Here is a 16195-nt window from a genome sequence, read left to right on the forward strand (position 1 = left end):
ACCTAAAGTACATGAATTACATTTTATGGATATTCAGCAAATGGAAATCAACGGCATTGATTGCATTGTTAGCCGTAGTGGTTATACCGGAGAAGACGGCTTTGAAATTTCGTTACCTGCTGAACAAGCGGTTACCTTTGCCTCAACATTAATGAATGCCGATGAGGTTGAATGGATAGGGCTTGGCGCTCGAGACTCACTTCGTCTCGAGTGTGGATTGTGTTTATACGGGCATGATTTGGATCAAACGACCACCCCGGTTGAAGCCGGTTTAATGTGGGCGATTTCTCCAGCACGCCGTCATGGTGGAGCAAGGGAAGGTGGTTTCCCTGGCGCAGAGGTGATTTTGCATCAAATTGAAAGCCAAAGGGTGACTCGTAAACGGGTCGGATTAGTGGGAGTAACGAAAGTCCCCGTTCGAGAAGGCACGGAATTATTTGACGAAAAAGGAAATAAAATTGGTGTCGTTACCAGCGGAACGGTTGGGCCGAGTGCAGAAAAACCGATTGCCATGGCTTATGTACGCAGCGATTGGGCCGTTATTGATCAAACGATTTTTGCAGAGGTTCGTGGAAAGCGGATCGCGATGCGGGTGGTTAAAATGCCTTTTATACCACAGCGTTATTTTCGCGGTTAAGGATACCAAGCAAGGTATAACGGCTTGCTGTGACAAACGATAAAGGTTTAGCAAACCAATAGCCTTGCAGGTAATCAACTCCCATCGTTTCGAATGCTTGCTGCATGTTTGCGTTTTCTATCCCTTCAATCACGACAGCCATGCCTTTGGAATGGCACAATTGGATAATAAAACTAAGGTACTGTTCTGAGACTGGATTGATCAGCGTTTTTAAAGCCATCGTACGATCAATTTTAATTTGGTCGAGTGGCAAATCGAAAAAGCTATAGATTGAACTTAAACCAGCACCAAAATCGTCTAATGAGAGTTGAAATCCCATCTCATTCAGTGTGTTTAACTGGCGGATTGCATGACGATTACCATCTAAAATGACAGTTTCGGTCAGTTCTAACACAATTAACGACGGAGCAACACCGGCCGCATCAGCCATCATTTTGATATTGACAGGGAAGTTACTGTTTAATAACTGTAAAACAGAGACGTTAATATTGATCCGAGTGCTGACGCCATGGACAGCATGATACTGGCTGATAAATCGACAAGCTTGTTCAAACACTTGGTAACCTAACTCGGTAATCAACCCTTTTTTTTCAGCTAAAGGGATAAACTCATCAGGATAAATTTCACCGAACGCCGGAGAACGCCAGCGAACTAACGCTTCAAAGCTGGCTACCTTGCCGGTCTTGGCCTCAATGATCGGTTGAAATTTCACTGAAAGCGAATGTTGGAATAATGCTTCTTTTAGCCCTCGCTCAATATAAAAAAATCGATCAACGGCTTGTTGCGTTTGACCGCTATAAATTTCAATTCGAGAATCACTCTTTTCTTCCGCATATTGGCAGGTTCGAGAGGCAATATTAAGAATTTGTGCGGCATCGTGTTCAAGAGAGAAATTGGGATAAACCCCAATATTCATTTTATCTCCCAAAAGGTGCCCTTGTTCTTGAGCAGACTGAGCATAGCGTTCAAGAATGGTATGGCATAGCGCTTGAAGCTGGGTTTGATTTTTTGATGAGCGGAGCAAAATAGCAAAATCATCAGTGCGCACTCGATAAAGAGTCGCGTCGTAATGCATTAACGTGCTGAGCGCTCGATTCATATGGTGAAGTATATGTTGGATAACATCGGAACCATAGTGGTTAAGGTAGGATTTGATATCTTCAACTTGAATATAAATCAAGGTTGCTTGAGGTGAGGTGGCATGGCATTTAATGTCATTAATATCACGCAGTAGTTTGGTTGTGTTGGCCATTCCAGATGCTGAATCATAAAAGGCGGCTTGATGTAAAAAAGAGTTCAGCTTTTTTTGATCAGAAATATCACGGTGGCTACCGACCATAAATCGCTCCCCTTGATCGGTCTTGGTGACTGCAGTACCGAGAATCCAGCAATATTGGCCATTTTTTCGCTTGACTCGATACTCTGTGGTAACTCGTGATTCTTGTTCTAAATGCTGCTTTACGCGTTGTTCAAGTTTTGTTCGGTCAATTGGATGAACGATGGATAGCCAATCCTGATAAGAAATTGTGGAATGATAAAACCCAAATTGGTCATAAAATTGGGGGTTATAAACGGTCATGCTTCCATCAACCCCCATGTGAAAAACTCCTTCACTGAATAGGTCAAAAATATGAATTAGACGATGTTGTTGATACTTAAGAAAGGTGTGCTGGTTTTTGGTTGAAGAGCCTTCTGTTAACAACATATTAATACACCGAGGGGTTTGACCATTGTAGGTAACCTACTATAACGCCAAGTAAAATTAGGCTCAACGAATCAATTTTAAACAATATCCTCGTTTATGGCATGCGTTACTTTAGCTTTGAGGTACAGTGGCTTCATTACGATAAGCTTGTGTTCCCCAGAGTGGCACGGTTGATAAACTATGCTTGAAGCTCCCTGATGTTTCTTTGGTTGAATAGGATAGATAAAGCAGCGTTTGATTTTCTGAGTCATAGATACGGCGGACTTTCATTGATTTAAAGAAAATGCTTTTGGATTGCTTAAAGACCACGTCACCGGATTTACTTTTATCAATTTTGGCGATCATCTCAGGCGTGATTTCGCCGGTTTGACGACATGAGATAGAACTGTCACTCGGGTCTGCAAGGCTTAAGTTAGCTTCAATCGAGGCAATATGGCAGGTAACCCCAGTCACAATTGGATCATCTAACGATGCAATTTTAATATCTTTAGATAAAGACATTATTACCAACACTATTACAAGTTGTGATATAATGTTGTTATCTCATTAATTTTCAGTAGGTTATAATGATAGGCGCAGAAGCTTTAAGAGAAGAGATTTTTCAATACGATAAAACGAAGTTCAAAGGCATATGTGTACCTTATGCACGTTTTTCGACAAAAGGACAATCGAAAGTCGGCAAAAAGTCTCTTGAGCGTCAATTATCAAAAGCGAGGGAATACGCTAAACGTAATAACCTCTTCATTAATGAAGACCTTATTTTTACTGACAAAGGCGTTTCAGGCTATTCAAACCAAGGTGAGCTTTCAAAAGCCTTTAAAAAAGGGCAGATGGCAACGATGCTTTTGCTGCTTGAAGAAGTTCCTCCAGAAGAGCGTGATAATGTCTACATTACTTTTCATAACTTCGACCGATTCAGTCGAATGTCACCTGATGCAGCTCAAGCGCACTTCAACAAAATCCTGAATCGTGGATTCAAAATCGTCACGACTATCGACAACCAACTCTATGATCGTAGGGATAAAGGTATGTCGAATATGCTCATCTCTATCATCAAAATGACGACCGCTTGGCAAGAGAGTTTAAACAAGTCGATCTATATTACTGATGCGTTGAGCAGAAAGAAAAAGGTCATTGAATATCTTTACAATCACGCATCCCAGAAGGGTAAACACAAGCATATAGGTGTGGTTCAACCGTCAATACCTAGATGGATAGATCAAGAAAGTATTACTTATGACTACACTGATGTTAACGGTTCAAAACGTACAGACACTTTTAAAAAATTCTCCCTAAATTCACATAAAGCAGAAATTGTAAGAAAAATCTTCGATTTGAAAATTGCTGGGCTTGGTTATACCAGAATTTGCCAAAAACTCAATAATGATGGTGTTGAAGTGTTTGAGCAAGGAAGGTTCAAAAAAGCTAAGAAATGGCACCCCTATGCAGTTCAAAATATCATCACCTCAGATAAAGTGCTAGGTCACATTACGTTAAAGGAGATGGTAACGGAAGAATACCACTGTAAAGAAACTGATGAGATTAAGACTAAAAAGGTAAAGAAAGAAGTCACTTCAAAATTAGAGAATTATTATCCAGCAGTTGTTGATGAAGAAGTGTTTAGACTAGCAAACGTGCTTAAGTTTCAAGAGAAAAAGGGAAAGCCGCTAGGGCGCATCGGTGAGAGAACAAACATCTTCGCAACGTTTATGAGTTGCTATTGCGGCGCAACGCTTCAATATAGCCGTTCCCAAATTAATAAAAGATCGAACAAAGCACCTGTATATCGAGAGCAGTTACGATGCAATAACGCTTTGGTTAAGAATGGATGTTTTGATGATTACATAAACTATGTAGAACTAGAGCAAGCATTTTTCAAATACGTCCATCATATTGACTTTAGAGAAGTGTGTTTAGTCGGTGATAAGTCACTTGAGACAGAAATCAAGAACCTTCAAGCTGAAATTACATACCTAAACGGACAAAAGAAAGAGTTAAAGTTAAAGAACTCAGGTCTTGAAAAGACGTTTGAATCAGCAATTAGTCAAGGTCTCAACGCCGACTATGTTCTTGTTGCACTAAATGAAGCAAAGAAAATTGCTGACCTAATCGAAACTAAAATAAATGACCTGAAAGTTCGAATCACTAAGTTACAACTATCTCTCGATTCAAAAGAGTCTGATTTTCTTGATATTGTTGAATATAGTAAGAGAATAAAAAACTCATCGACCGAAACCAAGATAATGATGAGAAAGAAGTTAAACGACTTCTTACATTCAAAGATTAAATGGATGGAGGTCTGTTCCTCAAAACATAGCAAGTTTGTGATTTTATGCTTTCACGACGATGTGATTAGAACGTTCGCATATAGTGAAAACTATGCAAATGATTTAATGTTCAACACGATAAAGATCAGTTACGAAGTAGAAGATTCTCAACTTAACTATGAACTATTTCTTATCTACATTCATCAGATTAAACGTTCGTTACGAGGGGAAACTGAAGTCGTTTCTAATGGAGATCTTATCGAAGCTTTACAACGTCTGAAGCGTAAGTTCTACTCTGGTAAAGGGATTGATTATGTTTGATTATGACAAGAGCATATTTGACGGTATCTGTATCCCATATGCACGTTTCTCAACAACGGAGCAAGACAAAGTAGGTCGAAAGTCGCTAGAGCGTCAGTTAGAAGAAGCGAAACGCTACGCAAGTCAAAACAACCTTTATATCAGCGATGATCTCATATTCACTGATAAGGGTGTTTCAGGCTTTGCAAAGCAAGGTCAGCTCTCAAAGACGTTTGAAAAAGGCCAAATGGCGTTATTGCTCGACGTGCTAGAAGATGTGCCATTTAAAGAGTGTGAGAACATATACCTATGCTTTCACGCATTTGATCGATTCTCTAGACAACATCCAGAAGTTGCTTATGAGCAGTTTTCTAGAATCCTAAAGCGTGGATTTAATATCGTAACAACTATTGATGATTGTTTGTATTCAAGTAAAGAAGCAGATCTTGAAAGTATGCTTATATCAATCATCAAAATGTCTAGTGCGCACTACGAGAGTGAGGTTAAGAGCGTATATGTGTCTGATGCACATAGGCGTAGAAGAGAAACGTTAGAGTATCTTTACAATCACCCAACGCAGAAAGGAAAGCATAAGCATATTGGGCTAAAGCAATCAACAACACCGCGATGGATTTTAGAATCTGAAATCATTTATGATTTTGTTGATGAAAATGGAGTAGCAAGGAAAGACTCGTTTAGTGAATTTTCGTTAGATGAAGAAAAAGCTTTAATTATCAATCAGATATTTGATTGGAAGATTCAAGGCTTAGGTCATACGAAGATATGCCAATTGCTAAACCAAAAAAAAATCCCAACCTTTGAAGATGGAAACTGTAGAAAAGCTAAACAGTGGCACACCTTTGCGATCTCTAATTTGTTCAAAAACAAAAGCACAATAGGTACATTCACGCTTAAAACTGTAGAAGACCAAGAATACTTTTGTGAATCTGAGCGTATTTTTAAAACACGTTCAAACAAAGTAGATGCGACTTCTGAAATGGAAAATTACTTTCCTGCTGTTGTGACTGTTGAAAAATATGAAACTGCATTAAAAGTCATTGCGATGAATAATAAAGGGGAAAAAGTATCAGAGCCAGAAGACAAAACACACGTATTCTCAAAAGTGTTGAGATGTACCTGTGGTGGTCGTCTGGTCTTTAAAGGTACGAGAAAGACTGGCAAAAGCGATAAATCTGATTGGTTTGAGTACCTTCGATGTGAAAACGCAATTCTGAAAGATGGTTGTGATGCAGAGAATATTATTTACAAAGACTTTGAAATGGCATTTTTACGTTTTGCCACATCTTCAAACTATACTGTTTTCTCTACGACTCAATCTAAACTGAAAACAAAGCTCAAAAGACTCAGCATAAAACAATCTCGTTTGAACAGTGAAAAAGAACAGTTGTTACTAGAAGCAAACGGTTTGAAGAAAACTTTTGAAAGTATAGTGACACAGAATCTTGATGCAACTCTATTACTTGACTCAATCTCAAAAAATGAAGAGTCACTACATACCGTACAAAATGAACTTGTTAAAATTGACGAACAGGTTAAAGGCGTTGAAAGAGAATATGAAAAATCAGGAAAGCCAATCGATAAACGAACAATTAAAAAAGAGCTTCGAAGCGAGGACTATTCGAAGCGATTGTTGATGAGAAAAGCAGTAAATCAACAACTAAGACAAAATGTCGTTCATATGGAAGTTTGTTCAACGAAATTATTGAAATTTGTGATTGTGTGTTTTGACGATTATGTAATTCGCACGTATGCGTATCAAGATGAATTTTCATCAGACTTAATGTTTAACTCTATCAAGATTAACGTTGAAAACCACGATGAATCAGAGGCATATGACTTAATAATGCATTTGTTTAAGGAAGTAAGGATTTCTCTTTCAGGAGGGAACGCAGTAATTACTAACTTTGATTTGAAAGTCCATTTGTCTCGAATAAAGGAAAAATATTTGAAATAAGTTAAAAGTTCACCGACTTAAAGGTGTAGAAGTGCACCATTTTTACGAAACGAACGAATTGATTATGCGTTTTCCAATAGTATTGTTGGAATCCAGATAAAAATACAGATACAAAATATGGTCACTTTTGTTCATGCTTTGTATGTAATAGAGTTGATTAAAAATTTGGGAGGGGATTTTATGGCGGTCACACATTACAGCGTCTATCGCTCAGAACATTACAAAAGAGTCAAGCAAGCGATAGACAATGCTACTGAACATAATGCTATAAATGTTTCGAAACGATACTACTCGAATACACCTGAATTAAGTGAAAACAAAACATTTGTTCACTACTTATTAGATGAACTAATAGAGCAATTTGGTGCAAATTACTACTACAGAACAGAAGTAGTAGAAAGTTTGAATCCTGTGAAGTCTCAAATACACAAACAACTCGAAGCAGATCAGCTTTCTATAACTGGATTTGAACAACTATTTGAAATCAATGTTAGATATATTAAAAATCTATATCCTGCTAGGTTCAAATCATTTGAAACCATTGATGAGCTATTTGTGTATCTTATGAGATTTCCAACAATTTCATATATGGTTGATTGTGAAGTATACAATAAGAAGGATGCAATCAAGAAATTAACATTAATTAATGATAATCATTTATAGTAATCAATTGTAGTACTCCATCATCGATCTTACGCATCCGATGATGGAGTAGTCACGACTAGATCTTACTCTGTTGAACTGGTGACTCACAATTAGACATTCGAGACTATCCTTAATTCTGTTTAACTGTCTAAACTTAAGCCTTAAAGGCTAAGGATGGACAGTATGGATAAGAAAGCACTTGAAGCTTTTGATCGTGAAGCTGCTAAATCAATCAAGACCGAATCTGATCTTAATAACTTCCGTAAGATGTTAACCAAGGTGACTGTTGAGACAGCATTAAATGTTGAGCTTGATGAGCACCTTGGCTACGAAAAATACTCCCAAAAACCAAACTCCAATTCCCGCAATGGCTACTCTTCCAAGTCAATTATCACTGATGATGGCGAAGTACGCGAAGCAGAAGTGTTCGTAGCGACCTTAGATGCGTAGATTAGACCTATGTTGCATATTTCGGAGCATTCCGATCAGTCATTTCGGGATTATCCAATCACCCATTTCGGTTTAAACCGCTCACTGATTCCCCCGCGATTATCCGATTACTTTTAGCCTAACTCCGAAATCGGTGATCGGAATGCCGAAATCCTTCCTTTTTCTCTTTTAAATCAATAGCTCGCTATTCTTTACTTCTTAAACAAGAACGTAAGGAAGCGTCAATGGCTAAAAAGAGAACTCCAATGAACAAAATCAAAGAGGTATTACGCCTTAAGTACGACTGCGGTCTCTCAAATCGCAGCATCGCACTTGCCTTAAACTCGGCCCCTCCACCATATCGGAACTCCTGACTCGCTTTAAACAAAGCCAACTTGGCTGGCCTCTACCCGAAGGTTGCAGCGATGCTGATCTCACGCAGGCGCAGTATCACGGCAAGAAAACCAGTTAGGATAAAGTCATGCCAGAGTTCACGCAATACGCTGTCGAACTCAGACGTAAAGGTATGACGAAGATGTTGCTCTGGCAGGAATATCATGAGCAATATCAAGAGCAAGCTTACGCTTATACTCAGTTCTGCGAGCACTTCACTCGCAGCTGGTTCAAAACCCAAAAGCGCAGCATGCGCCAACTTCATGTGGCAGGTGATAAGCTGTTTATCGATTACTGTGGGCCTCGGCTTCAAGTGGTGAATCCTGACACAGGTGAAGTGAGCGAAGCCGAAATGTTCGTGGCGACCTTAGGCGCGTCCAACTACACCTATGTGGAAGCCTTCCCGAGTCAAGGTAAGTCTTACTGGTTAGAGGCACATGCCAATGCCTTCGAGCACTTCTGTGGCGTCCCCCATCTCTTGGCCCCCGATAATCTACGCAGCGCGGTCACCAAAGCGAATCGTTATGAGCCGAGACTGAACGACAGCTATCAGAAACTGGCGAATCACTATCAAACTGCCGTGATGCCAGCTCGCCCCTACAAACCGAAAGACAAAGCCAAGGCAGAAAATGCGGTGCTCCTCGTCCAACGCTGGATCATGATGCGGCTACGCCATCAAACCTTCTATACCTTCAAAGAGCTGAATCTCGCTATCCGAGCGCTGATGGATGAGTTAAACCGACGTGAGATGAAACAGTAGCGCGAGACGCAAAGCGCTGTTCGACAAACTCGATAAATCTTCATTAAAGCCGCTGCCCAAGCAGCGATACCTCTATACCGAAACGAAACGAGACGAGCCAAGGTTGGGCCTGATTATCACATCGAATATCGCCGTCACTACTACTCGGTTCCCCATCAACTGGTTGGCCACCATGTCGAGCTGGAAGCCTCCAACCGTAAGGTGCAGATCTACCACCAAGGTAACTTGATCGCTCAACATCCACGCAGCCAAAGGTAACGTGGAAACAGCACTCAACCAGAGCACATGCCGAGTAACCATCAACATCAAAAGTGGTCGCCTGGACGCTTGCTCAACTGGGGAGCCAATATCGGCCCTGCAACGCGAGAAGTCGTCAATAAGATGCTGAACGCTAAGCCTCATCCAGAGCAGGCCTATCGTTCCTGTCTTGGGCTGCTCAATCTGAGTAAAACCCATGGCGAGTCGCGCTTAGAGCAGGCCTGTAAAGATGCACTGATGCTGACGAAACCGAACTACACCTTTATCAATAATCTGCTGAAAAACAATCGCGAGGGGCAACTGAGCAAAGACACCTCAAGCACACCGAACCTTGTTCACAGCAATGTTCGTGGCCCGAACTGTTATCACTAGGAGAAAAAGGATATGAACGCACTGAACGACCAACTCAAAACCCTGCGCTTAAGTCATGCGGCCAAAGCGTTAGAGCAGCAACCAGCGCCTGTGATCAACAACAAACGGTCAGATACTACCGATTAACTCGCTTGCTCGATGACCTGACCGCAGGTCGTCTGGATGGTAGCTATCAAAAGCAACTGCAATCGTTGGCTAAGAAAGCACTGCTTATCCTCGATGACTGGGGAATGAAAAAACTGACTCAAGAACATGCGGGTCACTTGTTAGAAGTGCTTGAAGACCGCTACCAAAACAGCAGCACAATCGTCATCAGCCAACTACCTGTAAAGTAGTGGTACGACATGATCGGCAACGCCACCGTCGCAGACGCTCTAATGGATCGTCTCGTTCACGATAGTCATCGAATAGAACTGGCAGGATGGTCAATGAGAAAACTGGCGCAATCCGAACACTTAGAGTAAAAATAGGGAAAGAAAAAAGTGCTGGTTCAGGTGTTCGCAATCAACGAAATACGCAACATGCAAAAACCGTTCAGTTGACTAAGTAAGGTTTACTGGAAAGATAACATTGTTCGGTCACTAGGTTACTTTTTCAGTAGCGTAGTCGTAAATGAACAGGTTATAGCGAATTATGTTAGGCCCAGGGTGAGAAGGATTCTGGTCAACTCCGCATGAGTTGTAACAGTAAGTACCCCGTGCATGCACGGGGGGATCTATTTCTTATGAAATTTTCCTGTTCTCTATGCATTTCGAGGAGGTTAGCTAAGCTAGGCAGATGGAGCAGATAAACTAGAGGCTAGCGTTATATCGATGAGGTGTTCCTAAACCCTGAAAAGAACATAAACGAGTGATTACGATCACTTAAATATGTGCTTGATTGCCCTTGTTGTGGTTAGTGGTTTGGCGTTGTTGATCAAATCAGCTTGAGGATCAACGATGCCATATATGACTAGCGGTTAGCTCCTTACGGGCATACCTAGTCCTATGACTTTGTTTATAGCTTTGACATTCGCCATGATTTCGCCCACTTGAGCGTTGTAACATCTCAAGCTCAGTTTACCGCTTGTGAGTCCCTTATATCGGGATATTGCAGTCTCAGATATTGAGCGATAGTGATAACCAGACTCGGCTTTCCATTCTGCTATTGCCCCATTTTTCAGCGCTGTTACCGCTTCGTTTCTGGGATGACCATCTTCCCAAAGTGATGCATTCTTTCGAGGTGGTATTAACGGTGTACAACCTTTCTTTTTCAGAGTCTCGTGACAATTCTTTGTGTCATATGCACCATCAGCAGATACGGCAATGACTTTTCTGCGTAGTGGGTTGAGCAACGTAGGCAGTACTTCACTATCGCCCACATTGACAAGGCTGACTTCCGCACTAATCGCCTCGTGAGTATCCACATCAATAGCTAAGTGCAGTTTGCGCCATGTTCTGCGTTTTTCTGCACCATGCTTTTTCACTTTCCATTCACCCTCACCAAAGACTTTGAGGCCAGTCGAGTCAATGGCGATATGGCGGATAGCCCCTCTAGATTTATTGCGATATTTGACCTGAACCGTCTTCGAGCGTTTACTGATACAGCTGTAGTCAGGGGACGTCAGAGGAACATCCAATAGCTTGAAAATCGAGTCGATAAAGCCTTGCAGTGCACGTAATGGCAGAGAGAAGATGCCCTTAATCATCAAAGCAGTTTCAATCGCTGTATCTGAGTACTGGAAGCCTCTACCACGCTTACCATGGTGAGTTTTGCATTGCCATGCATCAATAGCTGAGTCATCTATCCAGAACGTAACCGAACCACGCTTGCACAGAGCCTTATTGTACTCCGCCCAGTTAGTTATCTTTTTTTTCGCTTTGCCCATGTCACCACCGCTCTTACCGTCACAAGGGATCAGATCGCAGGACTTGGAAAAGGTTCAAATTATTTAGGCAACAACGCCTATCCGAATACCTGTTTCGCAACGCAGTGTCGATAGTAATTCGACCAGCCCCTGAGTTTCGGATTTATCATCTTGATAAGATCGTTAACAGGGATGGTTGCGTGCTTTTTGATGAGTTCGCGCAAGTTACTCAAGAACAGTAGTGTGTTGGATTTACTCGGTTTAATGAGCAATTTCCCTTTGTACTTCCTATGATTAAAACCTAGGAAATCAAAACCTCTGCTGATGTGGGTAATGTGCGTTTTCTCTTCGGAGAGTGTTAAGCCTCTTTCTGTTAAGAAATCAGCAATCAACGGTTTGATATCGTTCTCCAGCACTTCCTTTGAAGCACAAGTGACGACGAAATCGTCGGCGTATCCAATAAAGTTGGCTCTTGCACCTTTTTTGAGAGCGGTAGACTTTATGTGTTGCTCAAGCCCTGCGAGAGTCATTAGCATCAAGGTTGGGGATATAACCCCACCTTGTGGCGTTCCCTCGTCAGTGCGATAGAACAACCCTTTGTCCATAAAACCAGACTTTAACCATTGTTCCAACATACGTTTATCGATGGCAATGTTATCCATCAGCCATTGATGTCCGATCTTATCGAAACAAGCTTTGATGTCACCCTCAAGAACCCATTGAGCAGATCGTTTCATAGCCAAGCACTTGAAGCACTGTGCTATAGCATCGGCAGTACTGCGGTTTGGCCTAAAACCATAGCTGTTAGGGTCAGCAAGACTTTCTGATACTGGTTCTAGCGCAAGAAGATAAAGCGCTTGTTGCGCTCTATCGACCATGCAGGGGATACCAAGTGGTCTGAGTTTGCCGTTTTTCTTGGGGATGTAGATACGCTTGAGCGGTTTAGCTTGATACGCTTTTCTGCTCAGTTGATTGACTGCTTTCATACGGCGCGTATCTGTATTCCAGATAACGCAGTCTATTCCAGGCGTTTTACTGCCTTTGTTTTGTGATACTCGCTTAACAGCAAGAAGCTTTGCTGAGCGAGAGTGAGTCAGTATCCATTGTAAGGATTTAGCCTTGCCGTGTTTACCTTCTCTAGTTGCCTTTGCAATACGCATCTGAAGCTTTAAAACATGAGATTCAACGGCTTTCCAATTGATGGATTGCCATTGAGCACTGTCAGGAGAGGCACTAATCTCTTTTGAAATCATCATTTGCGTTTCTCCTTGAATAAAGTTCTTCAAATTTTCTTGCAACGGAAGACCAGTCGGAAGTCAGCCCACTTTCGTGATCAGATATGAATCTGTATCTGCATCGTTACAATGCAGCCTTCGCTTTTCCAACCTCCTATACCTGCATTACTATCGGCCACGAAGGCTTTCCCAGAGGGAGTGATACAGGCTTACCGTGTTCCGTATGTCGCGCAATGTCAGTGTAGATGCCCGCTATAGTGCGGAGAGTTCAACGATCACGAAAGAGCATGGGGCAATCTCTTTCCGACTCTCATGCCTTTTGGCCACAGCGTATTAACCACTTCCGCTGATTCATCATATAACGCACCTTATGCGGATTCACTTATGTTCATCATGCTGACTACCTAGCACTTACCCGATTGTGGTTATCAGGAGGATCGTTCTCTCGCGATTTAGATCCCGATTGGCAAATACCAACCTTCGTTACATTGTCAAAGCCGCTACTTTATTCAGGCTCCTAGGTTCATCTGGTGATACAGATGGTTCACTCATCAAGCGGTGAACAGCGCTTCATACGACCTCACGTCGCACGCCCCAAAATCAGTTAGAGTTTTAGATCGAATTTTGTCTGGTGTATCAAGTTTGCCATAGAAGAAGTAATGTGGCAGAGAAAACCGCCACATCTAACAGCTAATCAATCATATACTGGATATAGTTTTCATATTTTCCATAGTTATGCTGATAAAATATACCTTGCATTAGGCACGGTAAGTTTGTGTTTCGGCTCACTTCCTCTGCATGCTGTAGCGGCTGAAACTTAGAATGGTGCAGATACCAGTAAGTAGTGTGTTTAGATGATGTTTGATGCCAAATGTTATCAATATTGTTTAGCTTCCCACAGAGTTCTTCGATAAGAACTTTTCGCCGTTCAGAATCACAACAGTCTAAATAATATCTTGTTATTGCATAGTCTAAAGCACTAGCTTTAATTTCAAATAAATGACTATCTTTAACACCAAAATCCCAGCTATCCCAGATTCTAAAGGCTAAATCCCAAGTTAACTTTTGCTTTTCCTCATTGGCTAATTGAGAAAACGACTCAAGGCATTCCGATACGGACTTTCTACCAATATCATGAAAATCAACCGCATAGAGATCAACTGCTTTAAAATAGGATTGTATAGTATTCTCAGAAGTAGTTTGAGCCAGAGCTTTACCAAGGCTCAATTGTATGTGAGGATAACGTGACGGATAGGTGTTTAAAATCCTCATCCAATGCTGCCACAACTTTTCATCCTCCATAATATTCAAGAATACTTTAGTTAAGTTGTCACTCTCGAATTCACTAAGTGAGTCCCTTCCTGAAAATGGAAGTACAGATGCAATAGCACAGAATTTTAATGTTTGGTTGGTAGTGCCTAATGCAATAGTCATAGCTTTAGATTTACCCATAAGAGCCATCATCCCCCATATGAAGGGAATATCTCTCTTAACATCTAAAATAGACATAAGAGATTTTTCATCAAAATAGTAAAGTAAGGTAAATGCGCTCTTTAAACTATAACAAATACTGTGCTCAAAATTCTCATGGCTACGATGATACTCGTCATATATTTTCGACCAGTCATTATCAGAAACTATCTTTATAATATATTCTTTCCTTTTTTCTTCATGATAACTCGTATTGAAATCAAAATGTATAACACTTGAAAAATTGCCAAGAATGAATTTTGAACAATCAACTAATTGTTTGGGTAATTTATCACCATCACTTCTTAAAGAAGACCAAAAGTCAGAATGATTTGATACTAATCCAACAATAAAAAATATACCTTTTATAGTATCTAAGTCGAACTTATTTAAGGCTTTTATTTTATGATTCAACCATTTCAATGCAGTTATTGCATCTTGGTTTAGTACTGTGCTTCTTAATCCTTTGTTTTTTAAAAGGAAGTCTAAACCTGAAATGGTCTCCGCCTTTCTATATAAATCCCAAATCTTGTCACTTTTGGATAAATTAGCTGCATCCTGAAATAGTTCATTCAACTGGCTATAAATTCCAGATGTTGCACTTGTAGTCATTTTGAACCCCAAACTAAACATTCATCTTTGTCAATCTCAGCCCATAGTTCGTTGAAGGCATCCAAAATCAATCTAGCGTCACTACACTTTTGTAATATATGATGTTCTTGACCAAAACTATTAACCGAAGTGCCTAATGACCATGCCATTGGTAACTTGTTAAAATCTGGGAAAATTAAAAACCTATCGTGAAATTTCCACCCGATATTGTTTCTTGGACTTCTGAATTGTAGGTCAATTCCTATTTTCATCTCTGGGGCATAAGATTCAAATTCAAATTTATACTTATCAAAAATATAATTAATACTATTTTTCTCTTCTGTTGGAGGTTCTTTTAGAGAACTAATTGCTCTCAGTGTAGAGTTACTAAATTTAGAATAAAAAAGTGTCTTTACTATATCATTTGGCGATAAATATGGGTCCCAAAGATAAACCCCATTCTCACCATACTTGTTAATTAATGATCTTATATCTAACAGTGCTTTCTCGTGTTCAATTTTTTTATTTTTACCTTTTGGATTATATTGAACAAACTCTAGACTTTCTCTTAACTTGCCTCGGTTATTTTCGTATATTCTAACTTTGCTCCAATTAGTATTTCTACGTTGCTTATCTCCAACAGTTCTTGTATCAGAATGAACAATCAATGGAACAGTAGAACGACTACCATCATTGTGATATAGCTCTCTTTGTTCATTTACCATAACATTTGATGAGAAACCAATTGTTGTAATAAAGGAAGATGGCGCTAATGAATTAAGTGTTAGTTCACTTTCTGCATCCCATATTGTTAGCCTGTAAGCCCCTTTATGATTGAATGGTATCGTGACAGATTCAGATGTTTTTGAGCAATGTACTATATGAAAATCGTCCTTGTTGAAATCATCATCCTCTTGATAGCCACATACCATTAGATCTCTAGGCTGTATATTGGGATGCCATGCTATTTTGCACTCAATTGACTTACGATTAGATAATAGTGTAGTTCTCGTTTGTATCGCCTTTACTGGAATTTGAAATATTACATTCCCTAATCTGTCAGATAACGATGATATATCTATTGGTAGGTACTTCAAAAGCCCGTCAGCAAGCTCTTGTAATAGCGTTGTTTTTTCAAAAAACATCGAGAACTCAGTCTTATGTTGATTTGTAAGCTCAACGACATAAGAACCATTGTTAAAATTATTTTTTAATACAGAGTTTAATGGCACAGTCTCAAAAGAGTCTGGTGGAGTGAAAGTTCTCTTTTTATAACCATACTCAGATGTTTTTACCTTTTGACCACAGCTAT

8 protein-coding genes and 5 pseudogenes are annotated in these 16195 nt (G+C 40.3%); 7 read left to right on the forward strand and 6 right to left on the reverse strand.

Annotated features, from left to right (window positions below; genetic code table 11):
- On the forward strand, window positions 1-637 hold a 637-nt coding region (locus B7C60_RS19660; RefSeq protein ID WP_281251724.1), incomplete at its 5' end, for a glycine cleavage T C-terminal barrel domain-containing protein.
- On the opposite strand, the gene B7C60_RS15135 is transcribed toward B7C60_RS19660, so the two are convergent.
- A complete protein-coding gene (locus B7C60_RS15135) occupies window positions 609-2342 on the reverse strand; it encodes an EAL domain-containing protein (protein WP_099612366.1) in 1734 nt (577 codons plus the stop codon). The two genes, B7C60_RS19660 and B7C60_RS15135, sit on opposite strands and share 29 nt — an antisense overlap.
- 111 nt (window positions 2343-2453) lie before the next feature.
- Window positions 2454-2843 (reverse strand): annotated as a pseudogene (locus B7C60_RS15140) (CreA family protein); the annotation flags it as partial.
- Window positions 2844-2908: 65 nt separating this feature from the next.
- Between B7C60_RS15140 and B7C60_RS15145 the strand changes: the two are divergent.
- From B7C60_RS15145 to B7C60_RS15170, 6 genes and pseudogenes are all read left to right on the forward strand, one after another.
- Window positions 2909-4930, forward strand: coding sequence for a recombinase family protein (locus B7C60_RS15145; RefSeq protein ID WP_099612368.1), 2022 nt, complete (start codon window positions 2909-2911; stop codon window positions 4928-4930).
- On the forward strand, window positions 4923-6884 hold the full coding sequence (locus B7C60_RS15150; protein WP_099612369.1) for a recombinase family protein: 1962 nt from the start codon (window positions 4923-4925) through the stop codon (window positions 6882-6884). Before B7C60_RS15145 ends, B7C60_RS15150 begins: the two co-directional genes overlap by 8 nt.
- A 117-nt stretch (window positions 6885-7001) precedes the next feature.
- Window positions 7002-7547: a hypothetical protein gene (locus B7C60_RS15155; protein ID WP_099612370.1), complete on the forward strand. Its 546-nt coding sequence runs from the start codon at window positions 7002-7004 to the stop codon at window positions 7545-7547.
- A gap of 165 nt (window positions 7548-7712) precedes the next feature.
- Window positions 7713-7940, forward strand: a pseudogene (locus B7C60_RS15160) (transposase); the annotation flags it as partial.
- Between the two features lie 263 nt (window positions 7941-8203).
- Window positions 8204-9741, forward strand: a pseudogene (istA, locus tag B7C60_RS15165) (IS21 family transposase).
- 77 nt (window positions 9742-9818) lie between these two features.
- A pseudogene (locus B7C60_RS15170) lies at window positions 9819-10205 on the forward strand (ATP-binding protein); the annotation flags it as partial.
- Between the two features lie 494 nt (window positions 10206-10699).
- On the opposite strand, the gene B7C60_RS15175 reads toward B7C60_RS15170, so the two are convergent.
- From B7C60_RS15175 to B7C60_RS15195, 4 genes and pseudogenes are all read right to left on the reverse strand, one after another.
- A complete protein-coding gene (locus B7C60_RS15175) occupies window positions 10700-11608 on the reverse strand; it encodes an IS5 family transposase (RefSeq protein ID WP_099612371.1) in 909 nt (302 codons plus the stop codon).
- Between the two features lie 80 nt (window positions 11609-11688).
- Window positions 11689-12843, reverse strand: a pseudogene (gene ltrA, locus B7C60_RS15185) (group II intron reverse transcriptase/maturase); the annotation flags it as partial.
- Window positions 12844-13512: 669 nt separating this feature from the next.
- Window positions 13513-14904 carry a hypothetical protein gene (locus B7C60_RS15190; protein WP_157928711.1) on the reverse strand — a complete coding sequence of 464 codons (1392 nt, stop codon included), beginning with the start codon at window positions 14902-14904 and terminating at the stop codon, window positions 13513-13515.
- Window positions 14901-16195 (reverse strand): VPA1262 family N-terminal domain-containing protein (locus B7C60_RS15195; protein WP_216639332.1); only part of this gene is annotated, 1295 nt, incomplete at its 5' end. The genes B7C60_RS15190 and B7C60_RS15195, both read right to left, overlap by 4 nt.

It is taken from the genome of Vibrio fujianensis, assembly GCF_002749895.1.
Classification (GTDB): domain Bacteria; phylum Pseudomonadota; class Gammaproteobacteria; order Enterobacterales; family Vibrionaceae; genus Vibrio; species Vibrio fujianensis.